Annotated in this window: 22 protein-coding genes and 2 pseudogenes; 13 read left to right on the top strand and 11 right to left on the bottom strand. The window is 41.6% G+C overall.

Features of this window, described 5'->3' with window-relative positions; all coding sequences use genetic code 11:
• Nucleotides 1-90: 90 nt before the first annotated feature.
• Nucleotides 91-270, top strand: a pseudogene (locus CJF29_RS17340) (hypothetical protein); the annotation flags it as partial.
• 25 nt (nt 271-295) lie between these two features.
• Here CJF29_RS17340 and CJF29_RS17345 read toward each other — a convergent pair.
• Both CJF29_RS17345 and CJF29_RS17350 read right to left on the bottom strand, forming a co-directional pair.
• Complete coding sequence (locus tag CJF29_RS17345; protein WP_002558306.1) at nt 296-1,372, bottom strand: transposase; 1,077 nt, start codon at nt 1,370-1,372, stop codon at nt 296-298.
• Nucleotides 1,314-1,724, bottom strand: coding sequence for a hypothetical protein (locus CJF29_RS17350; RefSeq protein WP_002558307.1), 411 nt, complete (start codon nt 1,722-1,724; stop codon nt 1,314-1,316). Before CJF29_RS17350 ends, CJF29_RS17345 begins: the two co-directional genes overlap by 59 nt.
• 87 nt (nt 1,725-1,811) lie before the next feature.
• Here CJF29_RS17350 and CJF29_RS17355 point away from each other — a divergent pair.
• A pseudogene (locus CJF29_RS17355) lies at nt 1,812-2,822 on the top strand (DUF418 domain-containing protein); the annotation flags it as partial.
• A 7-nt stretch (nt 2,823-2,829) separates the two neighbouring features.
• Nucleotides 2,830-5,037 (top strand): tetratricopeptide repeat protein, encoded by a 2,208-nt coding sequence (locus CJF29_RS17360; protein ID WP_081352740.1) that lies wholly within the window; start codon nt 2,830-2,832, stop codon nt 5,035-5,037.
• 183 nt (nt 5,038-5,220) lie between these two features.
• Here the strand turns inward: CJF29_RS17360 and CJF29_RS17365 are convergent, their stop codons facing one another.
• Genes CJF29_RS17365 through CJF29_RS17385 form a run of 5 tightly spaced genes read right to left on the bottom strand, consistent with a single transcriptional unit; the run spans nt 5,221 to nt 8,021 of the window.
• Nucleotides 5,221-5,802, bottom strand: a complete 582-nt coding sequence (locus CJF29_RS17365) for a Maf-like protein (RefSeq protein ID WP_004300871.1) — start codon at nt 5,800-5,802, stop codon at nt 5,221-5,223.
• A 40-nt stretch (nt 5,803-5,842) separates the two neighbouring features.
• The gene (locus tag CJF29_RS17370) at nt 5,843-6,364 is read right to left on the bottom strand and encodes a KdsC family phosphatase (RefSeq protein WP_074638605.1); all 522 of its coding nucleotides are present in this window, start codon (nt 6,362-6,364) and stop codon (nt 5,843-5,845) included.
• Nucleotides 6,345-7,139 (bottom strand): Rossmann-like and DUF2520 domain-containing protein, encoded by a 795-nt coding sequence (locus CJF29_RS17375; protein ID WP_074638606.1) that lies wholly within the window; start codon nt 7,137-7,139, stop codon nt 6,345-6,347. Before CJF29_RS17375 ends, CJF29_RS17370 begins: the two co-directional genes overlap by 20 nt.
• 7 nt (nt 7,140-7,146) lie before the next feature.
• A complete protein-coding gene (locus CJF29_RS17380; protein ID WP_004311402.1) occupies nt 7,147-7,482 on the bottom strand; it encodes a hypothetical protein in 336 nt (111 codons plus the stop codon).
• 2 nt (nt 7,483-7,484) lie between these two features.
• On the bottom strand, nt 7,485-8,021 hold the full coding sequence (locus CJF29_RS17385; RefSeq protein ID WP_004327009.1) for a nitroreductase family protein: 537 nt from the start codon (nt 8,019-8,021) through the stop codon (nt 7,485-7,487).
• 122 nt (nt 8,022-8,143) lie between these two features.
• On the opposite strand from CJF29_RS17385, the gene CJF29_RS17390 reads away from it, so the two are divergent.
• Complete coding sequence (locus CJF29_RS17390; RefSeq protein ID WP_004300876.1) at nt 8,144-8,368, top strand: hypothetical protein; 225 nt, start codon at nt 8,144-8,146, stop codon at nt 8,366-8,368.
• An 88-nt stretch (nt 8,369-8,456) separates the two neighbouring features.
• Here the strand turns inward: CJF29_RS17390 and CJF29_RS17395 are convergent, their stop codons facing one another.
• The 3 genes from CJF29_RS17395 to CJF29_RS17405 form a co-directional block, all read right to left on the bottom strand.
• Complete coding sequence (locus CJF29_RS17395; protein WP_004321516.1) at nt 8,457-8,999, bottom strand: beta-class carbonic anhydrase; 543 nt, start codon at nt 8,997-8,999, stop codon at nt 8,457-8,459.
• A gap of 103 nt (nt 9,000-9,102) precedes the next feature.
• Nucleotides 9,103-11,133, bottom strand: coding sequence for a RagB/SusD family nutrient uptake outer membrane protein (locus CJF29_RS17400; RefSeq protein ID WP_074638607.1), 2,031 nt, complete (start codon nt 11,131-11,133; stop codon nt 9,103-9,105).
• Between the two features lie 19 nt (nt 11,134-11,152).
• Nucleotides 11,153-14,332 (bottom strand): SusC/RagA family TonB-linked outer membrane protein, encoded by a 3,180-nt coding sequence (locus CJF29_RS17405; protein WP_074638675.1) that lies wholly within the window; start codon nt 14,330-14,332, stop codon nt 11,153-11,155.
• 239 nt (nt 14,333-14,571) lie between these two features.
• Here CJF29_RS17405 and CJF29_RS17410 point away from each other — a divergent pair, with 239 nt between their 5' ends.
• The 6 genes from CJF29_RS17410 (at nt 14,572) to CJF29_RS17435 (ending at nt 20,302) form a co-directional block, all read left to right on the top strand.
• Nucleotides 14,572-15,570, top strand: coding sequence for a GNAT family N-acetyltransferase (locus CJF29_RS17410; RefSeq protein WP_004327013.1), 999 nt, complete (start codon nt 14,572-14,574; stop codon nt 15,568-15,570).
• 175 nt (nt 15,571-15,745) lie between these two features.
• Entirely contained in the window at nt 15,746-16,150 is a 405-nt protein-coding gene (gene mce, locus CJF29_RS17415) for a methylmalonyl-CoA epimerase (RefSeq protein WP_004311398.1), read from the top strand.
• A 28-nt stretch (nt 16,151-16,178) separates the two neighbouring features.
• On the top strand, nt 16,179-17,732 hold the full coding sequence (locus tag CJF29_RS17420) for an acyl-CoA carboxylase subunit beta (protein ID WP_004327014.1): 1,554 nt from the start codon (nt 16,179-16,181) through the stop codon (nt 17,730-17,732).
• A gap of 31 nt (nt 17,733-17,763) precedes the next feature.
• A complete protein-coding gene (locus CJF29_RS17425) occupies nt 17,764-18,684 on the top strand; it encodes an OadG family transporter subunit (RefSeq protein ID WP_004304405.1) in 921 nt (306 codons plus the stop codon).
• A gap of 24 nt (nt 18,685-18,708) precedes the next feature.
• Nucleotides 18,709-19,140, top strand: a complete 432-nt coding sequence (locus CJF29_RS17430) for an acetyl-CoA carboxylase biotin carboxyl carrier protein (protein ID WP_004304406.1) — start codon at nt 18,709-18,711, stop codon at nt 19,138-19,140.
• Nucleotide 19,141: 1 nt separating this feature from the next.
• Nucleotides 19,142-20,302, top strand: coding sequence for a sodium ion-translocating decarboxylase subunit beta (locus CJF29_RS17435; protein WP_004304407.1), 1,161 nt, complete (start codon nt 19,142-19,144; stop codon nt 20,300-20,302).
• Nucleotides 20,303-20,507: 205 nt separating this feature from the next.
• Here the strand turns inward: CJF29_RS17435 and CJF29_RS17440 are convergent, their stop codons facing one another.
• Nucleotides 20,508-21,512 carry a class II fructose-bisphosphate aldolase gene (locus CJF29_RS17440; protein ID WP_008999802.1) on the bottom strand — a complete coding sequence of 335 codons (1,005 nt, stop codon included), beginning with the start codon at nt 21,510-21,512 and terminating at the stop codon, nt 20,508-20,510.
• Between the two features lie 450 nt (nt 21,513-21,962).
• Here CJF29_RS17440 and CJF29_RS17445 point away from each other — a divergent pair, with 450 nt between their 5' ends.
• From CJF29_RS17445 to CJF29_RS17455, 3 genes are all read left to right on the top strand, one after another.
• A complete protein-coding gene (locus CJF29_RS17445) occupies nt 21,963-22,217 on the top strand; it encodes a type B 50S ribosomal protein L31 (RefSeq protein WP_005678397.1) in 255 nt (84 codons plus the stop codon).
• A 243-nt stretch (nt 22,218-22,460) separates the two neighbouring features.
• The gene (locus CJF29_RS17450) at nt 22,461-22,868 is read left to right on the top strand and encodes a hypothetical protein (RefSeq protein WP_032853677.1); all 408 of its coding nucleotides are present in this window, start codon (nt 22,461-22,463) and stop codon (nt 22,866-22,868) included.
• Between the two features lie 760 nt (nt 22,869-23,628).
• Nucleotides 23,629-24,681: an efflux RND transporter periplasmic adaptor subunit gene (locus CJF29_RS17455; RefSeq protein ID WP_074556851.1), complete on the top strand. Its 1,053-nt coding sequence runs from the start codon at nt 23,629-23,631 to the stop codon at nt 24,679-24,681.
• Nucleotides 24,682-24,697 lie beyond the last annotated feature (16 nt).

Genomic DNA, 24,697 nt, shown 5'->3' on the forward strand with positions numbered 1-24,697 from the left:
TCCCATAGGGTTATGAATGAAATTATAAATAAGGAATATATTCCTTTTGGAACAAATATTAATCTTATTAATAACAGTAACTAAAAAAACATGGAAAGTAAAATCGCCGAAACCAACGCCCGAATAGACGTGGCCGACGTATTAAGAGGATTGGCAGTAATGGGAATCATCCTCTTGCACAGCATTGAACACTTTAATTTCTATTCTTTCCCGGAAGAAGTCCCTTTTGAATGGATGAAATTTACCGATCAAGCAATCTGGAGAGGATTATTGGGGCACTTGCAAAAACCTGTGTTTAGCCAAATATCTTTGAGAGTCTGAATAAGAAGAACTTTACATCTATAACCCCATGTAGTTGTGCTCGAAACTGCTTGATCTTTGAATTAAGAGATTCAGCAGACGCATTGGTAGACCGATTGATGAAGTAGTTGAGAATCTCTCCCTGCCGTTCATAGATGGTTGCTGCAACAGTGTTGAAGTTTTCGTCTCCGAACTCTCCGACTTTTGCATACCATTGGGCGAGGCTTTTCTTCCCGCTTTCCCTTGTGGCGTTTTTGTTATTGAAAATCATGCGCAAAGAGTGCGAGATTGAATATGCGGTCTTCATATCAGGATAGAGTTCAAACAGCAGCCTTGCACGGATTTTCTGAGTCGCTGTCCATTTATCTGCCGATGTCATCAGCAAATAGCGTGAGCGCGTCAGGAGTTCACAGACGGTATCTCCGTTTGACAGCCTCACAGGCTCGTACTTCTCATTCTTGCGGTTAGGCTTCCGTCCTTGTTTTCCTTTCCGTTTGCCTCCATTCTTCTCAAGACGTCTCTTTCGTGCCTCGGCATTCTTCTTGTTACGGAGCTTGTGCTGCTCGCGCGCTTCCACTTCGGTACGTTGGGCCTCGCGCCTGTGCCTGATACGCACTTGCTGCATGGCATCGTAGCAGTCCTTCTGGACATGGAAGCGGTCGATGGTTATCGTGGCATACGGGAAGCACTGCTTTACTATGGAATGCATGCTCTCGGAGAAGTCCATCGTTACCTCCAGCACCTTAGCCCTCTCGTACCAAAGGATGCGCATCAACGCCTTTACGACATCCTCGACCTTTGTCCCCTTGATAATGGCCACGATAGCTCCCTTGCCGCCATGGGCAGCCTTGTTGGAGATTATTGTATAAAGTTCACCGTCAGAGAGCGCTGTCTCGTCAATGCTCAGTTGTGGCCCTATGTTCTTATAGAAGACAAGCCAGTCCTCCGCATGTGACAATTCTTTCCACGTGCGGTAACCGCTGAGGAAATCCTTGTAGGCACGTTCGAACTCGTCAGCCTTGATGTGATACGGTTTCTGGAGTGATCTGGCTGTAATCGGGGATGTATCCAAGGAATTCTTTTAAAAAAGCGGCAAACTCCTTAGTGTGCCGTGTTCCTTTTGCTGTCAACTCCCAATCTCTGCTATACGTCCTGCCCAAACCGTCCTTCCAACGGCGACGGCATACGTGCAGAACGGTACGGTGCTCGTTGAGAGGAAAGTGGTTGATGCATGATTCCGGGTAGAAACCGTTGGGAGACAGCTCTGTGTGACCATCCGGCTGAAGGTTCTTCTCGTGAAGATACAGATGGAGAATCTTCTCCACGCCACGTTCTTCTTCCTTAACATCGGTAAGGTCAAAATATTCGTTGAACTCCGAAGGGAGTATGTAGCTTAATAGCTTTACTAATGGATTCTCTGACATTGCTATATGATTGCAAAACAAAGGTACTACAAAGATTTTTTATAGCAAAAAATAACAAACGAAAACACAGGTTTTTACACGTGCCCCGGATTATTCTTCACTTTCAGTAATAAAGCATACGCTGTATTTGCTTTGCTCTTCGGTTTCAGTTTCTATATTCAGGACAATAACCAACAACGGAGAGGGAAAGATTTCCGCCTGCGTTTTTTATGGAGATTATTCATCCTATTCATTATAGGACAATTCAATGCCGCTTTCTTTACCGGCGAAATATTAACCATGTATGCGATTTTAGGAATTATCCTGCCGATATTCTGCCGGATGAGTGACCGTACAGTTGCCATCTTTGCTACTTTATTAATCCTTCAACCTATCGACTGGGCAAAACTGATCTATGCCTTGTGCAATCCTGACTATGTGGCAGGTAAAAGTTTGGCAGGTTATTATTTCAGCATCGCTTTCGACGTACAAAAACATGGCAACTTCCTTGAAACAGTCCGCATGAATATGTGGGAAGGACAAATGGCTAACATGACCTGGGCTTTGGAACATGGACGTATCTTACAAACACCGGGATTATTCCTATTCGGAATGCTGGTTGGCCGCCGCAAATATTTCCTGTATAGCGAACAGAACGAACGCTTGTGGTTAAAAGCATTAGCAATTTCGCTTCTCTGCTTCTTCCCCATCTACGGATTGAACAATATGTTGCCGGAATTCATCGAACGGAGTGCCGTCCTTGTTCCTCTACAGTTGATATTAAGTTCATTCAGCAGCCTTAGTTTCATGGTATTACTGGTGACAGGATTACTGTTGACTTTCTACCGTGTGAAAGACCGTAGTTTCTTTATGCGTTTCACATCTTATGGTAAAATGAGTTTAACGAACTATCTCGGGCAATCCATTTTCGGTTCTCTTTTGTTCTATCATTGGGGATTCGAATTGGGACGATATTTAGGAATCACATATAGCTTCCTTTTTGGCATCCTTTTTGTTCTATTACAAATGGTATTCTGTTCGTGGTGGCTGCGACACCATAAACATGGTCCTTTTGAGGGTCTCTGGAAACGCTTGACCTGGATTGGAAAAAATAAATAATTAGATAATGATGAACGAAAAAACGATTAATGAACAATACGCATATATACGTGCCTTACTTGAAGAGAAAAGACTCAAGGAAGCTCTGATGCAGTTGGAATCTCTGCTGTGGCAGTGTCCTGACTGGGATCTACGCACTCGCCTGGAACAATTGCAGACTTCCTACAAATATATGCTGGAATACATGAAACAGGGAGCAAATGACCCTGAACGGTGGAATCTGTATCAGAAAATGGTATCGGACACATGGGGAATTGCCGACCAATCACGTTTGCTCATATTGGATAACGCTTCATCAAGATACTATCATGAAGTACGACGTACTCCCAAATCGCCAGATTTGTCAAACTATGGTCTTAAAACCATATTACACATACTGGAATCTTTTAATGACGACTTGGCAGTCAGCGGATTACTGTCTGACGAAAAGATGGATGAAGTATTAAAGCGGCATGAGGACACACTCAAGTTTATGTTTATCAGAACATGGACAAACAGCGCATGGACTCCCGAAGACGAGGAAGATGCAAAAGCCATGCTTGCCTCGGAACTACTTCCGGGAGATGATTTATGTTTGTTTGTCAGTGCCCTCACATTGAGCTTGATGGAATGTTTCGACCTACGAAAAATAATGTGGTTGCTTGATGCTTACGAGCATCCCAACGTCAACGTCAGTCAACGGGCATTGGTTGGTGCGATGATTATTTTCCACATTTACAGAAGCCGACTTACTTTCTATCCGGAACTGATAAAAAGGGTGGATCTCATGGAAGAAATTCCTTCATTCAGAGAAGATGTCGCTCGCATTTACCGCCAAATGCTATTATGTCAGGAAACGGAAAAGATTGACAAAAAAATGAGGGAGGAGATTATTCCCGAAATGCTGAAGAATGTTTCCTCCATGAAAAATATGCGGTTCGGCTTTGAAGAAAGCGATGAAGAGAACAACGACATGAATCCGGATTGGGAAGATGCATTCGAGAAATCCGGACTGGGGGATAAATTGCGTGAAATGAACGAATTGCAGTTGGAGGGTGCAGATGTATATATGAGTACTTTTGCGGCTTTGAAAAACTATCCGTTCTTCCGCGAGGTGCATAACTGGTTTTATCCATTCAGCAAGCAACAGTCTAATGTGCTCAAGGCAATGAAGCAGGCAGGAAATCAGGGAGGCAGTCTACTGGATTTAATTCTTCAATCGGGATTCTTCAGTAACAGTGATAAGTACTCTCTCTTTTTCACGATCCATCAATTGCCACAGTCACAACAGGATATGATGTTGAGCCAACTGAATGAACAACAGGTTGCAGAATTGGCGGAGAAATCGAATGTTGAGACGATGAAGAAATTCAATGAACGTCCGGGAACGGTCAGCAACCAGTACCTGCACGATTTATATCGTTTCTTCAAACTTAGTGTGCGCAAGAGTGAATTCAGAGATATTTTTAAAGAGAAGCTTGATCTTCATCATGTCCCTGCACTCGACAATATATTGCACTGGGAAGATGTATTATTCCCCATTGCCGATTTCTACCTGTCAAAGGAACGTTGGGACGAGGCTATCGAAATTTATGAAGAGTTGGAAACGATTGGCGGATTCGAAGGAGAGAGTGCTGAATATTACCAGAAGTTTGGCTATGCATTGCAGAAAAGAAAGAAATATGCAGAAGCTATCCAGGCTTACCTGAAAGCAGACACGTTGAAACCGGATAATATCTGGAACAATCGCCATCTGGCTATTTGTTATCGATTGAACAGAAATTACCAGGTAGCAATCACCTATTATAAGAAGGTAGAAGAAGCTGCCCCGGAAGATACCAATGTGACTTTCCATATCGGTAGCTGTCTGGCCGAATTGGGGCAATATGAAGAAGCACTGAATTATTTCTTCAAACTGGATTTCATCGAGAACAACTGTATTAAGGCATGGCGTGGTATCGGATGGTGTTCATTTATCAGCCAGAAACATGAACAGGCGATGAAGTATTATGAAAAAATAATAGAACAAAAGCCTCTGGCTATTGACTATATGAATGCAGGACATGTTGCCTGGGTGATGGGAGATATTCAGAAAGCTTCCGTTTTCTATGGAAAAGCCATTACGGCTAGTGGAAACCGGGAACGATTCCTGGAAATGTTCCATAAAGATGAAGAAGCTCTTCTCACACAAGGAATTCGGGAAGAAGATATTCCTCTGATGTTGGATTTATTATAGTCTTCCACATCTTTCAGTTTGGGATATTCAGTAAATGTTCCTGCTTAAAAATACAGAAAAAGGCTGCCTCATTTTCTATTTTGAGGTAGCCTTTTTGCATTATTGGACTAAGTATATCTTATGTATTTCATGTAATCAATAAGTTTATTACACTGATATATTCAGATATATTCAAGATACTTACTACAGCTTTTTCAACTCTCCGTACAGTTTCTGTATGGGAAGCCCCATAATATTATAGAAACTACCGGAAATTGATTTAACCCCGATATACCCGATCCACTCCTGAACGCCATAAGCTCCTGCCTTATCCATTGGCTGATAACGATCTACGTAATACAGGATTTCATCTTCCGACAAGACATCAAACAGCACTTCGGAGGAAGCGGTAAAGCTTTTTTGCCACTCAGTAGTAGTCAGGCAAACCCCTGTGAAAACCTGATGAGATTTTCCCGAGAGAGCGCGAAGCATTTCAATGGCTCCTTCCCTACCCTCCGGTTTTCCAAGTACTTTCCCATCTAACCAGACTATGGTATCTGCCGTAATCAATAATTCTCCCGGCTTCATCATGGTACGGTAGGCATCCGCCTTTTCACGGGCAATATATTCAGGTATTTCAGCACCTACCAATGTATCCGGGTATGACTCGTCTACATCCGGCAATGTTCTGACTACATAGTCTACTCCTAGTCCCGACATCAGTTCTTTCCGACGGGGAGAATTGGAAGCTAATATAATCTGATATTTATTTAAGTTATCAAGCATGGTTTTATTCGTTATTAAACAACGATTATTTATGATTAAGTTACCAACCGAAGGCGTCTTCCACCATCCATAGACCGTGAGCTTTCAGCACCTGCTCCACTACATCACGTCCGCATCCACGACCACCGTCTGCATAAGAAATATACTTTGCAACGGATTTCACTTCCGGCACGGCATCTTTCGGGCAGCATGACAGTCCGCACTCACACATCACTTCAATATCCGGCACGTCATCACCCATATATAGAATTTCATCATCGGTCAATCCGTACTTATCACGAAAAGCACGATAATCATGTATCTTCACAGCAGAACCCATGTATAAATCCTTCACTCCCAGTCCCTCAAAACGGATACGTACCGCTTCTGTCCGGCCACCGGTGATGATAGCTATGTGAAGTCCTTTTTTCACAGCCAACTGGATGGCGTACCCATCTTTGATATTCACCGTGCGCATCGGTTCTCCGGAAGGATGCAAAGGTACGGTTGTCGAACTCAATACTCCGTCTACATCAAAAGCTAAAGCCTTGATACGGGATAAATCATAATTGATGGTGCTCATGGATACTTTTGCTCATTAGTTTATATATTTCCTGCAATGCCGGAGAATCTACCAACATGGCAAGATGATTACTCATCACATTCTCATCGTAACGAACAGCGGGTCCGGTCTGTGCATCACGTGGCGCCAATTCGTGGACTTTACGTGCTGTTTCATCTATCAGCGGAAGCATGACATCGAAAGGCAAGTTGTATTTTTCAAGCAAATCAGCTGCTAATGCATACATGTGATTGGTGAAGTTACAGATAAAAACAGCAGCCAAATGAAGGCTCTTACGTTGCTCGGAAGAAGCCTCGTAGACCTTTTCCGAAAGTGTGGCGGCAACAGCCTTCAACAATTCCACGTCTTCCGGCCTTTTCGCTTCAACAAAGAAATGCACTTCCTGAAATTTAACTTCACGTTGTTTGCTGAATGTCTGCATCGGATAAAATACTCCGTAACGTTCTGCATGCCCTTCCCAAACGCTCATCGGAATGCTTCCTGCCGTATGCACCAACAAAGACGCTTGCTTTCCTTCTGTTATCTGCGGTAACAAATCTACTAAAGCATCATCTTTCAACGATACGATATACAATTTTGCATCTTTGGAGACTGCCTGTAAATCTGTTGTATATTCAGCTTCTACTTTCTCGGCTAAGGTACGGGCAGATTCCATAGTCCGGCTATATACCTGTACAATGCGGAAACCTTTACGATAAAGAGCTTTCGCCAGATTAGTAGCCAAGTTACCTGCACCGATAAACACGATCGGTGTATCTTCTATACTTCTTTTCATTATTCTCTTATCGTTTTGCAAACCAGAATAAAACGATTCCGATGATGAGCAGTGTCAATGGCAACAGATATCCGGATAACGAACCCAATAAGGACATGACCAAACCGATATTCATCACTAGCCAAAGCCCAAGCAACACAAAACCAATTGATTTATCGCGTTTGAAAATAAGGAAACAGATCGAGGCGTACAATAGCATATTGTCCTTATTCATCACCCAAGGCAGTCCAATGGAAGAGAAATGAATCAGTTTATCAATCAGATAAAGTGCTCCGATAACGATAAAGGTAACAGCAGTAGCCAGATAGGTATCTTTACTATTATTCGCTTTAGCAGCTCCCATACTTATTTTCCTCCGAACTTGTTAATATGAATTTTCTCCCATTGAAGATGTTCTTCATTGAAAGGTTTACGTTCCATCCCTTTATGTCCGATAGCAATGACAGAAAGAATCTGAAGTTGCAAGGGAATATCCAAAATTCCATGGACAAATTCATCGGAAGGCATTCCGGTGGCAGTGAAACGTTCGCGAACCTGCACCCAACAACTTCCCAAGCCAAGATCTTCAGCCTGCAACTGTATCATGATGGAAGCAATGGAAGCGTCTTCAATCCAAACATCGCTGGCCAACGGATCGGCCATTACAACAATCGCCAAAGCTGCATCGGCAATGAACGAAGAAGCCTGTTCTTTGCAATGAGACAATTCTTTCAATACCTCTTTATCATCAACCACTACAAACTGCCAACTATTACTACGTTTGGAAGAAGGGGACATCAAAGCTGCTTTCATCAACGCAACTACCTGATCTTGTGTCAATTCTTCATCGGTGAACTTCCGCATACTACGACGGTTCTTTATCAATTCACTGAAATTTTCCATATTATTTCCGGTTTCATTTGATTAATGTATGCAAAGATAATGCAAACCGAGCGTAATAGGAAATAAAAGTTTATACTAAATGAAGAATATATTGTATCTTTGCACAGAGAAATAATTTCATTATGAAAAAGCGAATTACACAGGACGATTACGTTAAAGCGAATCGTAAAGCTAGCCGTGAGGCAGAAATTGAGATGTACGGACACCCTATTTGTCACAAACGAGTGCACCAGTCAAAGAAAGTATATAACCGCAGAAAGATAAAGGCAGCCGACAAAAAGCTGCCTTATTTTTTTGTCTTCAAAATAGCGTCACTATCCTCCAGACATAGCGACACTATACAATAAGAATGGCGTCACTATCATGATAGGATAGCGTCACTATATTTAGGGGATTAAAAAAGCAGTTTATCTATTTACCTATCTATCTAATTATCTATACAATCCGCGTTAATTCCCCGGTCGTAGAATCAATAATAAATCCGTAGACTGTCACATCTGAAGGGATCAAAGGATGGCGTACAATAAAATCGACTGTTCCTCTCACCGACTTTTCCGTATCTTCGAAACCATCCAGCCACGAATGAAAGTCAACTCCGCAGAAACGCATCATGTCAATATAATCCGGATTGATTCCGCGTGCTTTCATTTTTTCGAGCATTTCTTCACTATGCATATGGCAAGCTCCACAATCAGAATGAGCAATCACCATTATTTCCTCTACCCCCAACTCAAAAATAGCAACAAGCAAACTACGTATCACGCTACCGAAAGGATGGGAAATAACGCCACCTGCATTTTTTATCATTTTCACATCGCCATTCTTAATTCCTAATGCTGCTGGCAGCAAAGCAGTCAGTCGGGTATCCATACAGGAAAGAATAGCTATTTTCTTATCGGGATATTTATTGGTAATATACGATTCGTATCCCTTGTTCTCAACAAATTGCTTGTTGTAAGCTAAAATTTCTTCTAACATAGTTCCGCTTTTTAAAAGTTCTGTTCGATTACACAAAGATATAGAAAAAAGGGACATATCATCACGACATATCCCCTCTTAATTTAAAATTTAATCTATATTGTTATTGTAAAAATCCGTCCAGACCAGACTTAGCTGTTGTACCATATCCATTGTCTCCATATTCTTCAGCATTATCAATCTGTTGAAGGAATGTTTGTGATATAGGACGCCATATATTATAAGATTTAAAACTGGAAGCAGCACGTTTGTTATATTTCGCCAAACGAGTTGAGAATGCTTGATGACGCTGCAACAATGCCCAACGTGAATGTTCTCCACAAAGTTCACGTGCATATTCATCGTAGATATCTTCTTCGGTGACAGTAGTCAGCTTATAAGACGACTCCAAAACTCCGGAACGAGCCGCACGGGCACGAAGCGTGTTCAAATATCCTGCAGCTTTTGTTCCATTACCCAAATGTTGTTCAGCCTCGGCAGCAATCAAATAAACTTCTGCCATACGCATCACAAAAATATCACCATTACGGATTTGCAAGTTACTTCCATAATATACTCCTTCATAACTCCAGATAAACTTATTCAAACATGGGTATGTTGCATATACTTTTGAAGTACGATCATAACTGCCAGGCATATCATTCTGTGTTTTCACGTAATTGCCATTTGCATCAAACAAATCATCTATATTCACACATGCATAAACACGGTCTTTCTTGTCTTCCGCCGACAAAGGTTCTTTGGATAAATAGAGGAAGAAACGATTATCATCCGCAGGCAATGGATAATCTATTACATATACTTTTTTAGGAGTCGTCAATGTTGATATATCTCCTGTAGTTACCCCTTTGGGCCACACAGACGCTGTATACTGATTTCCTCCATGAGACATCGTTTTGCCATCACAATCAACATACGGATAAATTTTTTCACCTACATGAGAAGCATCAATACCATACTTCTGACATAAATCGCTAGTCAAAGTCACTATATTCTTAGTATACGGAATCCATGCCACTTTTTCCATAGAAAATGCCCCGAAAGCAGTCTGGAATGAATTCTCCCAACGTTTATCCCAAGTTGGTTCAAAGCAGTCCAGCAAATATTTAGATGGTGCGCAGTTGCCATTGTTGGTACGTCCATAAAAATAGTTCTGTTTGTCAGATGTAATCTTACTAATATCCGACAGGTTCGTCTGATTCCAGTAAGTATACGTAAACAATTTATTATATCCCGCATTCGAATAATCCCATGCGTCATCATCACCGGCATCACAACCTGCTGCAACAAAAAGCGCTTCTTTATTAGTACGGTTATTGCCATCAGCCCACATATCCGATATATCTTTATAAAGATAACCTCCATAAGTACCTCCGCCAGCTTCTGTATCCGCAATAAAGCTTTCTGCAACATCTGCCGCTCTTTGCCAGTAAGAAACACCATTCTCACTCAACCCCTGGCCGGCTCCTTGTATGTAGGCACGAGCCAAAAGTCCCATAGCCGATTTTTTTGAAACACGGGCACGATTATTACCGTAAGGAGTTGTATTCAGATTATCCGCAGCATATTTCAAATCATCAATGATGTATGAATAAATTTCAGATAACGTATTACGTTTAGGTTCCAACACAATATTATTTCCCGCTTCATTCATACAAAGAGTGATCGGACCAAAATATGTAGTCAATATCAAATGATAAAAACCACGCAAACAACGTGCTTCGGCTGTTAACACACGAATATCATCCGCATTTCCTTCTACACTTTCCGCACGGTTTATAACGGTATTACATATCCCCAAAGCAGTATACGCCTGCATAAATAATTTATCCCATGCCTTATCTTTACTCGGCGTCAGAGATTCATAATAAAAGAGTTCTTTCGAGTTATCATTATTATTTGCCGTCAACCACGTATCCGTACCAACCTCTGCAACAGATAAAAAGTCTGTCACAGTATACAGTTGACTATAAATAGGGTTATAACACTGGGTTTGCATTCCGTACCACCCGTCAAACGTAGCCAACGTTTCTTCACCGGTAACTTCCATTGGATTATATTCATCCAATGAACATGAATTGATAGTAACCATCGCACACAATGCTAAGGCCACATTATATACTAATTTCTTCATTATTTATCAGTTTAGAGAATTAAAATGAAAGATTAAGACCAAAGACTAACTGTTTTGTCAATGGATAGTTCAAACCACCATTCATTTCCGGATCATAATCCTTCAACAAATGACTTTTTGCAATAACGAATGGATTAGTAATCGTTCCATACACACGGAGCTTGCCCAATCCCAATTTTTTAGCCAATTTATCAGGCATAGTATATCCCAACGTTATATTCTTTATTTTAAAGAATGATCCATCTACATACGACAACGCTGCAAAGCCCGGATAATAGCTCAACTTATCCTTGATAGAAGCATCCATGGCTGGAAAATCGTTCGAAGGATTTGTTTCAGACCATACATTGAAATAAGTAGGATAGTTGTTCAACCCTGTCGGGTCATAATCCGTCAATACAGAATATTTAATCATCTGTCCCCAACGCATATACATATAAATACTTAAATCAAAATCTTTATATGTCAAAGTATTCTGGAAACCCATTGTCCAATCCGGAGAGTTATGTCCCAATACTTGATAATCATCAGCAGACACAGAATATGTATTAGAAGCATCATAACGGATTTCCTGTCCGTCAGCATTCACCTTCGTATAGTAGACACTACCGTCCGTATCCGTATGCCGCACCATATCAGGCACATTAATCTTTATAGATCCCGGCTTCAATCCAAACACAGCAGCATCAGCTTCTTCACCTTTCTGCCAGATACCATCCAATTTGTAGTGATAAAAAGAGTTGATTGCACTACCTACCGCATACGTATAATCGCCATTGATTACTTTATCATTAGCAGTTCCGGTCAGTTTCGTAATCTCTTCCTTATTATATGCAAAAGTCAGAGCCGATGTCCATTGAAAATTTTTAGTTTCAATGTTGCGGGTATTCAAAGCAAGCTCAAGACCTTTATTTTTAGTTTCACACAAGTTTATATTGGTCAGATATTGCTCTTTAGAACTATAGGAACCGTTCACTACAGGTAATGATTTTTTCCATATCACACCTTCCGTCTTAGTCTTATACATATCCAATGTCACATTGATACGATTATTCAGGAAAGAAGCATCAATACCGATATTGGTGTTCTTTGAACGTTCCCATGTCAGTTCCGGATTAGCTATTATTTTAGTGAGATTATAAATCTGCGTTTTTTCACCACCTAACGTCAACCATCCGGACTCCAGAGAAGAAGAGGAAGAATAAGGATCAATACTGGCCGTACCAGAAATACCGTAACCCACACGAATTTTTAAATTATCCAACCAGTTTCTTGTACTTTCCATAAACTTCTCGTCAGAAATACGCCATCCCAATGAAACAGCCGGGAAATTAGACCATTTATGATCTTTAGCCAAACGTGAAGAACCATCCCGACGAATAGAAGCAGAAAGCAAATACCTACCCAATAGAGAGTAGTTGATACGTCCTACTAATCCGACTCCTTTAGACATGGTATAACTGGATGAATTCTTCTGAACGGCAGCTTTTTCCAATCCTTCCCACAAATATTTATTGTTAGCAATACCTGTTCCTGTCATTTCCGTGTTATCCGTCTGGTTATGATTCCAGGTAGACACACCAGTAAGCGTAAATTCATGTATCTTAGCAATATTAAAGTTGTAAGTTACGATATTTTCCCACTTATAATTATATGATCTGTTTTGAGTAATCTTGGCATTCGTATCTGTCTCTACATTTCCTCCCGCTTTATAAAAGTTGTACGAGCCATCTCCCTGGAAACTATTCGAACGGGAATAAGTCAACGTCCCATTCACGCGTGACTCCCATGTCAATCCTTTAATCGGAGTTATTTTAATATAAGGATTCACATACAGTTTTGTATTCTGGGATTGGTTTCTCCAATTACTTTTATTATTCATCAAAAGATTCAAATAGCCGGCATCCCCTTCAATCGGATAAGGATTAACATTGCCATTCTCGTCATAGATTTCACCATAAGGAATAGCCGTCATACCATCTTGAATCTTTGCAAAAGGCTTATTCTGATGCACATAAGATGCCTGAATACTAATTCCTGTAGTAAACCATTTATTGATTGTGTGATCGATGCGAATATTTGTTGAATACAATTTATAATTATCATCGTTGTATTGTCCGTTTTCATCCGAAAAATTCATAGACATATAAGCCTTTGTATTTTTTGTACCTCCTGAAACCGACAAACTATAATTCTGAACAGTCCCCGTATGCAGCAATTCATCTACCCAGTCAATGTATTTCCCGTTTTGATAAGCTTTATAATAAGCAGGGTTAGTAAACATATTGGCATCATCCACATAAGTACCCGCATTTTTATGGGCTGTACGCAAGCCCTCCATGTAGGTTTCTCCTTGGCGGACTTCCGGCATTGTAGACCAGCTGTTTATACCAAAAAAAGCATTAAAATTAGCAGTCAATTTTCCTTCTTTTCCGCCTTTGGTAGTAATGATTACAACACCATTGGCACCGGAAGAACCATAAACAGCCGTAGAAGAAGCATCTTTCAACACTTCAATAGATTCAATATCATTCGGATTCAGTGTCGCATAGTCACCCGGCATCCCGTCAATAATAAACATAGGATTACCACTTGCTGTCAATGAACGGTTACCGCGCAATTGCATTTTCACTCCTGAACCCGCTTGACCCGATTCTCTCGTAATATCCAATCCCGCTACTTTACCCTGCAACGCTTCCATCGGGTTTGTGCCCGGATTCATCGTAATGTCTTCCGATTTCACTGAAGCAACCGCCCCTGTTAAATCACGTTTCTTCACTGCACCGTAGCCAATGACCACCACTTCATCCAATGCCTGTGTGTCCGAAACCATTTTCACATTGACCGGTCCGTTACCCGTCACAGTCACCGTTTGTTCTTTGTAACCGATATAAGAAATGACCAGTTCTTTTCTTCCCGCCGGAAGATTGATAGAGAAGTTACCGTTAAAATCGGTAATCGTACCTGTACTTGTTCCTTTCACAACGATAGAAACCCCAATCAACGGCTCCCCGCTTTCATCAATGATAGTTCCTTTCACAGTTTTCGTTTGTGTGACAACTTGCACCATAGTATTAGAAACTCCATCTTCTGCATACACAGAATATGACAGAGGGGCAGACAATAAAGACAGCCCTAAAATCATGGAAGCGCGTCTATGATGATTCTTCCATGCTTCAACAAATGCATTACATCTCATTCGTTCTAATTTAAAGTTAATATTAATTCTCGTTGTTTTGCAAAAACTATTCGATTATAATCTTAATTAAAGACGAAGCTAATTTTAATACGTACTCACTTTTCATACCATATTTCTCCTATAAAATACATTTTCTCCATTAAATACGCAACTATATATTATACTTTACTTCAAGCAGCTCCAACAAATTCTTTATTTTGTTGTTGAATAAAGAATAAAAAGTGTAAATTTGTACCTAGATGCCACTGAAACTAACAACATATTATCATGGGAAGGATATTCCTGAATTGCCGGGAAAAAACACCTTCCATTCCAAAGAGTTATTTCTGATTTATGAAGCAACTCCTGGGTATACTCCTTTATTAATAGTGGCAACAGAAGACGGCAGACCGGTGGCACGCCTGCTTGCTGCCATCCGCAAAGCAAAGAAGTGGCTCCCTTCTTCTTTAGTGAAACATTGTGTAGTATATAGTGAAGGCGAATTTCTGGACGAGTCTCTTTCGACCAACAAAGAAAAGGCAGAAGAAGTCTTCGGCGATATGCTCGAACATCTCACACAAGAAGCATCGCGCAGCTGTGTCCTGATCGAATTCCGGAACCTGAACAATTCGATGTTCGGTTATCGGGTTTTCCGTACCAACGATTATTTCCCAGTCAACTGGTTGCGGGTACGCAATTCGCTGCACAGTATGGAAAAGACAGAAGACCGGTTCAGTCCGTCGCGTATGCGTCAGATAAAAAAAGGACTCAAGAATGGAGCCAGAGTAGAGGAAGCACATACCGTGGAAGAGATACACGATTTCTCACGGATGCTGCACAAGATTTATTCCTCCCGCATACGCAGATATTTCCCGGCCAACGATTTTTTCCGCCACATGAACAATATGTTAATCAAAGGACAACAGGCAAAAATATTCGTTGTGAAATACAAAGAGAAAATCATTGGCGGTTCTGTCTGTATCTATTCGGGAGACGACGCATACCTTTGGTTTTCGGGAGGAATGAGAAAGACATACGCACTTCAATATCCGGGTGTGCTAGCCGTTTGGAAAGCATTGGAAGACGCACACCAACGGGGATTCCGTCACATGGAATTTATGGATGTAGGACTTCCGTTCCGTAAACACGGTTATCGTGATTTCGTTCTTCGCTTCGGAGGAAAACAAAGCAGTACCCGCCGTTGGTTCCGCGTCAATTGGAGTTGGCTGAATAAACTCTTAGTCAAGTTTTATGTCTAAATGTAATCTCAAGATTACAAAACAATGTTTTATGCTCCTTTCCCACCATTTTTTCTGTTTAATAATCCAATAATTAAATGCAGAAATATTTCTTTATTAGATAAGAAATGTCTTTCTTTGTGCTGTTTTATGCCTTATAAGCACAGATTTAAAACCAAATAAAAAAAGTATAGTTATGAAGATTTCACACATTGAACATCTGGGCATTGCTGTAAAAAGCATCGAAGAAGCCCTTCCTTACTACGAAAATGTATTAGGTCTGAAGTGTTACAACATTGAAACAGTGGAAGATCAGAAAGTAAGAACTGCTTTTTTAAAAGTGGGCGAAACAAAAATTGAACTGTTGGAGCCTACTTGCCCGGAGAGTACTATTGCCAAATTCATTGAAAACAAAGGTGCAGGCGTTCACCACGTCGCATTTGCTGTAGAAGATGGCGTAGCCAATGCGCTGGCAGAGGCAGAAGGCAAAGAAATCCGCCTTATCGACAAAGCTCCCCGCAAAGGTGCTGAAGGTTTGAATATCGCTTTCCTTCACCCGAAATCAACTTTGGGTGTGTTAACAGAACTCTGCGAACATTAATCATAAACTCTAAAACCAACAAGAACTCATGAGTAATCAACTTGAAAAAATTAAAGAGCTTATTGAACGCCGTGCCGTAGCACGTATCGGAGGCGGTGAAAAAGCAATTGCAAAGCAACACGAAAAAGGGAAATACACAGCACGCGAGCGTCTGGCTATGCTGCTTGACGAGGGTAGCTTCGAAGAAATGGACATGTTCGTTGAGCACAGATGCACGAACTTCGGCATGGAGAAAAAACATTACCCGGGAGACGGTGTAGTAACCGGCTGCGGTACGATCGAAGGACGTCTGGTATATGTGTTCGCACAGGACTTCACTGTTTCTGCCGGTTCACTGTCAGAAACGATGTCATTGAAAATTTGTAAAATCATGGATCAAGCCATGAAGATGGGCGCTCCCTGTATCGGTATCAACGACTCGGGTGGTGCACGTATTCAGGAAGGTATCAACGCTTTGGCCGGTTATGCAGAAATCTTCCAACGCAATATCCTTGCTTCCGGTGTTATCCCACAGATTTCAGGTATCTTCGGTCCTTGTGCCGGCGGTGCTGTTTATTCTCCGGCTTTGACCGACTTCACGCTGATGATGGAAGGTACTTCTTATATGTTCCTTACCGGACCAAAAGTTGTGAAGACCGTAACAGGTGAAGACGTTAGCCAGGAAAACCTCGGTGGCGCAAGCGTTCACTCCACTAAATCAGGTGTGACTCATTTCACCGCTAAAACAGAAGAAGAAGGTTTCGAACTGATTCGTAAACTGTTGAGTTATATTCCTCAAAACAACCTTGAAGAAGCTCCTTATGTAGATTGTACAGACCCAATCGACCGTTTGGAAGATTCTTTGAATGATATTATCCCCGACAGCCCTACTAAACCGTATGATATGTACGAAGTTATCGGCGCTATTGTGGACAACGGTGAGTTCCTTGAAATCCAGAAAGATTATGCAAAGAATATCATCATCGGTTTTGCCCGTTTCAACGGACAGTCGGTAGGTATCGTTGCTAACCAGCCTAAATACTTGGCAGGTGTGCTCGACAGCAACGCATCTCGCAAGGGTGCACGTTTCGTGCGTTTTTGCGATGCATTCAACATTCCTATCGTATCGTTAGTAGACGTACCGGGATTCCTTCCGGGAACAGGCCAGGAATACAACGGCGTTATCCTTCATGGTGCTAAGCTATTGTATGCTTACGGTGAAGCTACTGTACCTAAGGTTACGATTACATTGCGTAAATCCTACGGTGGTTCTCACATCGTAATGAGCTGTAAGCAACTTCGCGGTGACATGAACTACGCATGGCCGACTGCTGAAATCGCAGTAATGGGTGGAGCAGGAGCAGTAGAAGTATTGTACGCACGCGAAGCCAAAGATCAGGAAAATCCCGCTCAATTCCTTGCTGAAAAAGAAGCAGAATACACGAAACTGTTTGCCAATCCTTACAATGCAGCCAAATACGGCTACATCGACGATGTGATTGAACCACGCAACACACGTTTCCGCGTAATCCGTGCTTTGCAGCAGTTGCAGACTAAGAAATTGAGTAATCCGGCTAAGAAGCATGGTAATATTCCGTTGTAATCCTACTTTTCACATTAAAACAAGAACGATTATGAACAAAACCAAAATCGGAATATTCCTTTCTTTGCTGTTGCTGATTGGGCTGACTTCTTGTGGAGAGCAAAAGTCGAACAACAAGCTGGTACTGAACGAAATTCTGATAGACAATCAGAATAATTTTCAAGATGACTACGGATTGCACAGCGCATGGATTGAAATATTCAATAAATCATTCGGTAGCGCCGACCTGGCAGCTTGCTTGTTGAAAGTAAGCAGCCAACCGGGCGATACAGTTACTTACTTTATCCCGAAAGGTGATATACTTACATTAGTGAAGCCACGTCAACATGCACTATTCTGGGCAGATGGCGAACCTAACCGCGGTACTTTCCACACCAGCTTCAAGCTGAATCCGGAAACGGCCAACTGGATCGGTCTGTTTGACTCCGGTAGAAAGCTGCTCGACCAGATTGTAGTGCCCGCAGGTGTTCTTGGTCCCAACCAGTCATACGCTCGTGTCAGCGACGGAGCAGCGGAGTGGGAGGTAAAAGGTGGAAGTGGTGACAAATACGTGACCCCGAGTACGAACAACAAAACTCTTGACAGCAATGCCAAGATGGAAAAATTCGAAGAGCATGATGCTGACGGTGTCGGCATGTCTATCTCTGCCATGAGTGTAGTATTCTGCGGATTGATTCTTCTCTTTATTGCCTTCAAGATTGTAGGAAAAGTAGCTGTAAATTTGAGCAAGCGCAATGCTATGAAATCTAAAGGCATTGACAAGCATGAAGCTAAGGAACTGTCACAGGCTCCGGGCGAAGTTTACGCTGCGATTTCTATGGCATTGCACGAAATGCAGGATGAAGTGCACGACGTAGAAGAAACGGTACTGACCATCACTCGCGTAAAACGCAGTTACTCACCATGGAGTTCGAAGATTTACACTTTGCGTGAAACTCCTCCCAGAAAGTAAGTCACCTTTTAAAAAGTTAAAACGATGAAAGAATATAAATATAAAATCAACGGTAACTCATATAAAGTAACCATCGGAGATATTGAAGATAATATCGCTCATGTAGAAGTGAACGGTACACACTATAAAGTGGAAATGGAGAAACAGCCGAAGCCTGCTGCCAAACCTGTAACAGTACGTCCTATGCCTAATGCTCCTACTGCTCCTACTCAGGTAGTGAAACCAACTGCTCCGTCTACCGGAAAATCAGGAGTGAAATCTCCGCTGCCGGGTGTGATCCTCGACATCAAAGTGAATGTAGGCGATACTGTAAAGAAAGGACAGACCATTATCATATTGGAAGCCATGAAGATGGAAAACAATATCAATGCGGATAAGGACGGTAAGATTACTGCCATCAACGTCAACAAGGGAGACTCTGTTCTTGAAGGTAATGACCTCGTAATTATTGAATAATATGGGAGATTTTATAAACTTTTTAGGAAATAACCTCGCCGACTTCTGGACATACACGGGCTTTGCAAATGCTACTGTAGGGCATGTCGTTATGATTCTTGTGGGTTTGGGGTTCATCTATTTGGCGGTAGCCAAAGAGTTCGAACCGATGCTGCTGATTCCTATCGGCTTCGGTATGCTGATCGGTAATATACCTTTTAATATGGATGCCGGACTGAAAGTCGGTATTTATGAAGAAGGTTCCGTATTGAATATATTGTATCAGGGAGTAACTTCCGGCTGGTATCCGCCGCTCATCTTTTTGGGCATCGGCGCCATGACGGACTTCTCGGCACTTATCTCTAATCCGAAATTGATGTTGATCGGTGCTGCTGCACAATTCGGTATCTTCGGTGCTTACATGATCGCATTGGAAATGGGCTTCGACCCGATGCAAGCCGGCGCTATCGGTATCATTGGTGGAGCAGACGGCCCGACGGCCATTTTCCTTTCCTCCAAGCTAGCACCTAACCTGATGGGAGCCATTGCGGTGTCCGCCTACTCCTATATGGCGTTGGTTCCGGTGATACAGCCGCCTATCATGCGTCTGCTCACCACCAAGAACGAACGTGTCATCCGCATGAAACCGCCGCGTGCCGTTTCTCACACGGAGAAGGTTATTTTCCCGATTATCGGCTTGTTGCTGACCTGCTTCCTAGTTCCTTCCGGTCTACCTTTGTTGGGTATGCTGTTCTTCGGTAACCTGTTGAAAGAAAGTGGTGTAACCCGTCGTCTTGCCAATACAGCTAGCGGTCCGTTGATTGATACTATCACTATCCTGTTGGGTCTGACAGTAGGTGCTTCTACGCAAGCTTCCGAATTCCTGACGCTCGATTCTATCAAGATTTTCGCCCTCGGTGCATTGTCATTCATCATTGCAACTGCATCCGGTGTAATCTTCGTTAAGATATTCAATATCTTCTTGAAGAAGGGCAACAAGATCAATCCATTGATCGGTAATGCAGGGGTTTCTGCTGTCCCCGACTCTGCACGTATCTCACAAGTGATTGGTTTGGAATACGATTCGACCAACTATTTGTTGATGCACGCTATGGGTCCGAACGTTGCCGGAGTAATCGGTTCAGCAGTCGCTGCCGGTATCCTCCTTGGATTCTTGATGTAAGAAATACTACAATTATAAGAATAAGCGCGAACATTGCTATAACAGCATTTTGTTCGCGCTTATTTTTGTTTAAATCCATTTCAAATGTATTCCAACTGGAATACTTAAAAGCTTTATCTTCTCTCCTTGCACCTTTCAACATAAGAAAGGCTGCCACCGGTTAACCAGGAGCAGCCTTTCTTTTATTTATGGAATAATCCGAGGATTACTGTGCCAATTTGTTGTCAGAACCGAGCACATTAAGGATTTTGTGCTTGTACAGTTTTTCCATGTTGTCACGAGCCGGACCAAGATACTTACGCGGGTCGAATTCAGCTGGTTTTTCAGCAAAAGTCTTACGGATAGCAGCAGTCATAGCCAAACGTGAGTCAGAGTCGATGTTGATTTTGCAAACAGCAGACTTAGCAGCCTTACGCAACCATTCTTCTGGAATACCGATAGCAGCTTTCAGTGCACCACCGTATTTGTTGATAGTTTCCACTTCTTCTTGAGGAACTGAAGATGATCCGTGAAGAACGATAGGGAATCCCGGAAGTTTTTCCATTACAGCGTCCAATACTTCGAAAGCCAATGGAGGAGGAACCATTACGCCTGTAACCGGGTCGATGTGGCATTGTTCCGGAGTAAACTTGTAAGCACCGTGAGAAGTACCGATTGAGATAGCCAAAGAGTCACAACCAGTGCGAGTAGCGAAGTCGATTACTTCTTCAGGGTCAGTATATGTGTGGTGGTCAGCAGAAACTTCATCTTCTACACCAGCCAATACGCCAAGTTCACCTTCTACAGTTACGTCGAACTGATGAGCGTATTCAACAACTTTCTTAGTCAATGCAACGTTTTCTTCGTAAGGAAGATGAGAACCGTCGATCATCACTGAAGAGAAACCTGAATCGATACAAGATTTGCAAGTTTCGAATGTATCTCCGTGGTCAAGGTGAAGAACGATTTCCGGATGTGCGCAGCCTAATTCTTTAGCATATTCTACAGCACCCTGTGCCATGTAACGCAACAAAGTAGCGTTAGCATACTGACGAGCACCTTTAGAAACCTGAAGAATCACAGGAGATTTAGTTTCAACAGCAGCCTTGATGATAGCCTGCATCTGTTCCATATTGTTGAAGTTGAATGCTGGGATAGCATATCCACCTTTGATAGCCTTAGCAAACATTTCTTTTGTGTTTACCAATCCTAAATCTTTGTAATTTACCATTTTGTTTAAAGTTTATTGTTAGTGAATAAAAATTCTACGCAAAAGTAAGCATTATCCATCGAATAACGAACATCGGAAAGAAAAATATAGTAGAAAAAGGTTTAAATCAGACACCAAAATTTAGCAGGAATACGAGTGTGACATTAGATTGTAATGTCTACCTTGCAAATAAACGGATAAAAGACAGTAAAGCGTATTTCCGCGTTCGATTCATCATTCATCAATATAAGTTATGCTATTCATATATAAATGATGCGAATCATATTATATAGATATATTATAGGTACGGATTGCCTAAATTTAGAAAGCAGAGTATCTTTATCGAAGTTTTTTCCATAAAACCTTTTTCTATTTCACAGAAAAGCATTATCTTTGCGCTCTGAAAATGACCATTACACTATTTCTTACCAAAATAGTAACAGAATATAAATTAAAAAAACAGATACTGAAATGAAAAAAGGCCTTCATCCAGAATCATACCGTCCGGTAGTATTTAAAGATATGTCAAATGGTGACATGTTTTTGTCTAAGTCAACTGTAGCAACTAAAGAAACCATCGAATTCGAAGGTGAAACTTATCCGTTGCTGAAGATTGAAATCTCAAACACTTCTCACCCGTTCTATACAGGTAAATCTACATTGGTGGATACTGCAGGTCGTGTTGATAAGTTCATGAGCCGTTACGGTGACCGTAAGAAGAAATAATTCGATCTTTCGTGAAAGATGAAAAAAGAGGAGATTCTCGTAGAGAATTTCCTCTTTTTCGTTTTCTATATTCCTTATTCCTTTTCGCATTTGTTTATTCCTCCCCCCTTCGAAACAAAATGGTTTCAACCGGAATCAGAAAGTTTTTAGGGATATAACCCCAAAAAGAAATAAAAGAAATATCACCAAATCCGACTTATTACCAAATAAAGGGAGTACCTTTACCCGACTAATTAAGTAAAAATGGAAATAACTGATTTAAAACAAATGACAAAGGAGGAAGTTTTTAATTTTATCAGACAACGCCTTTCTTTCAATGATGAATTGCTCGAGCAGTTCAGACATGTAAAAAAAGACGATCTCGCAAAAGAACATCGTAGATTCGAAATGTCCGGAAACGAATCAAAAACAGGCTGGTCCACAGTTTTCAATACTGCTATTCTAAATGAGTTTGCCGATCTTGGTATCTATAACTATACTTCTTACCTTTTTCTCGACTTCCACAATGGTACTCCAACCATTTATCTCAAATACTTTCTTGAGGACGAAAATCTGGAATATACATTTAACGGATATACCACAACAGAAATCATATTTGAAGTTTTAGAACTGACTATCTTCTCCGGAAAGCCGGAAAGAAAACGGAACTAAAACGAAAAAAACACAAAAACATCTTGCACCTTACACTAATCGGGACCATCATACTGATATACAATTCTTTAGTGTAGTGCAAGATACGGTTGCAGATAGTGTAAGATACCTTTATCTTACACTGATTGTCTCGTGACTACTTATCGACTAATTTCCGATTGATGGCAGTTCCATTTTGTTTCAAGCGCTTGAAACAAAATGTTCGCAGGCTTAAAACAAACTGTTTCAAGGCGCTAAACACTTTGTTTCCCTATAGAAAACACTTTGTTTTTAGGCACGAAACACCTTGTCTACCGCTATGAACAAGTCATTTACTGCACAGGTTTTGCAAATCGCTATATATCTTCTATAAATACACCAAGATTCTTATAGACGACACAGCGTGTAAGATACCTTTTATCTTACACTATCTGCCACTCTATCTTACACTACACTAAAAAGTTGTATATCAGTATGATGGTCCCGATTAGTGTAAGGTGCAAGATGTTTTTTTATTTTCAAACTTTATAGAAAGAGGTTAACGAAGGTTGTGATTTAGTTCAAATGAATTTCCAAACCGTGATTTACAGATTAGTGAAATGGTTTGGATGGGAATTTTACTTAAAAAATGGTAAGATTCCCATTATTTTGTGTTCTGCTAGAGAAATAAGAGGTTGAGTATGAAAAATATTAAGAATAGTGAACATAAATAAACGGGAGTTGTTTTTAGTATATTATTCGCTATTTATCAACGCAAAACCTCTAAACATCAACGTGATATATGAAGAAAATTGGATTCGTCCTGACGGCTGCAATCTTATTGGCAGGCTGCGGACAGAAAAAAGAAGCGACAACGACAACAGCCCGTCCCGTAAAGACCACCATTGTCGAGTCAAGATCGATTATTAGCAAAGATTTCTCGGGAATCGTGGAAGCGGTGGAATATGTGAAGCTGGCTTTCAGGGTCAACGGACAAATCATCCAACTACCTGTCATCGAAGGACAGAAAGTGAAAAAGGGACAACTCATCGCAGCTATCGACCCCAGAGACATCGCGTTGCAATATGCCGCCACAAAATCGGCATACGAAACGGCTTCCGCACAAGTGGAACGTAACAAACGACTCCTCTCCCGGCAAGCTATCTCCGTACAGGAATACGAAATCAGTCTCGCCAACTACCAGAAAGCGAAATCTGAATACGAACTATCCGCCAACAATATGCGCGACACGAAACTGACCGCTCCTTTTGATGGTTCCATCGAAAAGAGATTGGTGGAAAATTATCAGCGTGTCAACTCCGGAGAAGGCATCGTTCAGCTTGTCAACACGCATAATCTACGCATCAAATTCACCATTCCGGATGCTTATCTGTACTTGTTGCGCGCCAAAGACCCGCGTTTCCTTGTTGAATTTGACACCTTCAAAGGACACGTGTTTCAAGCAAAACTAGAAGAATATCTGGATATTTCGACCGATGGCACAGGTATCCCGGTCAGCATCACGATTGACGACCCGTCATTCGACCGTGACCTTTATGCTGTGAAACCCGGTTTCACCTGCGGCATCCGTTTCACGGCAGATGTGGGCCCGTTAGTGCAGAACAGCTGGACAATCATACCGCTTAGCGCCGTATTCGGTGAAAGCGAAGGAAACAAAATGTATGTTTGGGTGGTAGAAGACAACAAAGTCCACAAACGACAAGTAACCGTGAGCACTCCTACCGGAGAAGCACAGACTCTCATCTCCGAAGGTTTGAAACCCGGAGAGAAAATCGTCATTGCAGGCGTACACCAACTAGTGGAAGGAGAATCAATTACAACAGTTGATAAATGATAGCTGATAACACCTA

It is taken from the genome of Bacteroides celer, from assembly GCF_002632415.2.
In the GTDB taxonomy this organism is placed as follows: Bacteria; Bacteroidota; Bacteroidia; order Bacteroidales; family Bacteroidaceae; genus Bacteroides.

Bases quoted from the DNA above. Each gene is read 5' to 3' on its own strand.
- CJF29_RS17395 (WP_004321516.1), bottom strand. From the start codon at position 8,999: ATGTTAGAAGAAATTTTAGCTTACAACAAGCAATTTGTTGAGAACAAG.
- CJF29_RS17420 (WP_004327014.1), top strand. From the start codon at position 16,179: ATGAGTAATCAACTTGAAAAAATTAAAGAGCTTATTGAACGCCGTGCC.
- CJF29_RS17405 (WP_074638675.1), bottom strand. From the start codon at position 14,332: ATGAGATGTAATGCATTTGTTGAAGCATGGAAGAATCATCATAGACGC.
- CJF29_RS17400 (WP_074638607.1), bottom strand. From the start codon at position 11,133: ATGAAGAAATTAGTATATAATGTGGCCTTAGCATTGTGTGCGATGGTT.
- CJF29_RS17450 (WP_032853677.1), top strand. From the start codon at position 22,461: ATGGAAATAACTGATTTAAAACAAATGACAAAGGAGGAAGTTTTTAAT.
- CJF29_RS17430 (WP_004304406.1), top strand. From the start codon at position 18,709: ATGAAAGAATATAAATATAAAATCAACGGTAACTCATATAAAGTAACC.
- CJF29_RS17370 (WP_074638605.1), bottom strand. From the start codon at position 6,364: ATGAGCACCATCAATTATGATTTATCCCGTATCAAGGCTTTAGCTTTT.
- mce (WP_004311398.1), top strand. From the start codon at position 15,746: ATGAAGATTTCACACATTGAACATCTGGGCATTGCTGTAAAAAGCATC.
- CJF29_RS17455 (WP_074556851.1), top strand. From the start codon at position 23,629: ATGAAGAAAATTGGATTCGTCCTGACGGCTGCAATCTTATTGGCAGGC.
- CJF29_RS17375 (WP_074638606.1), bottom strand. From the start codon at position 7,139: ATGAAAAGAAGTATAGAAGATACACCGATCGTGTTTATCGGTGCAGGT.
- CJF29_RS17385 (WP_004327009.1), bottom strand. From the start codon at position 8,021: ATGGAAAATTTCAGTGAATTGATAAAGAACCGTCGTAGTATGCGGAAG.
- CJF29_RS17380 (WP_004311402.1), bottom strand. From the start codon at position 7,482: ATGGGAGCTGCTAAAGCGAATAATAGTAAAGATACCTATCTGGCTACT.
- CJF29_RS17360 (WP_081352740.1), top strand. From the start codon at position 2,830: ATGATGAACGAAAAAACGATTAATGAACAATACGCATATATACGTGCC.
- CJF29_RS17350 (WP_002558307.1), bottom strand. From the start codon at position 1,724: ATGTCAGAGAATCCATTAGTAAAGCTATTAAGCTACATACTCCCTTCG.
- CJF29_RS17435 (WP_004304407.1), top strand. From the start codon at position 19,142: ATGGGAGATTTTATAAACTTTTTAGGAAATAACCTCGCCGACTTCTGG.
- CJF29_RS17410 (WP_004327013.1), top strand. From the start codon at position 14,572: ATGCCACTGAAACTAACAACATATTATCATGGGAAGGATATTCCTGAA.
- CJF29_RS17365 (WP_004300871.1), bottom strand. From the start codon at position 5,802: ATGCTTGATAACTTAAATAAATATCAGATTATATTAGCTTCCAATTCT.
- CJF29_RS17445 (WP_005678397.1), top strand. From the start codon at position 21,963: ATGAAAAAAGGCCTTCATCCAGAATCATACCGTCCGGTAGTATTTAAA.
- CJF29_RS17425 (WP_004304405.1), top strand. From the start codon at position 17,764: ATGAACAAAACCAAAATCGGAATATTCCTTTCTTTGCTGTTGCTGATT.
- CJF29_RS17390 (WP_004300876.1), top strand. From the start codon at position 8,144: ATGAAAAAGCGAATTACACAGGACGATTACGTTAAAGCGAATCGTAAA.
- CJF29_RS17440 (WP_008999802.1), bottom strand. From the start codon at position 21,512: ATGGTAAATTACAAAGATTTAGGATTGGTAAACACAAAAGAAATGTTT.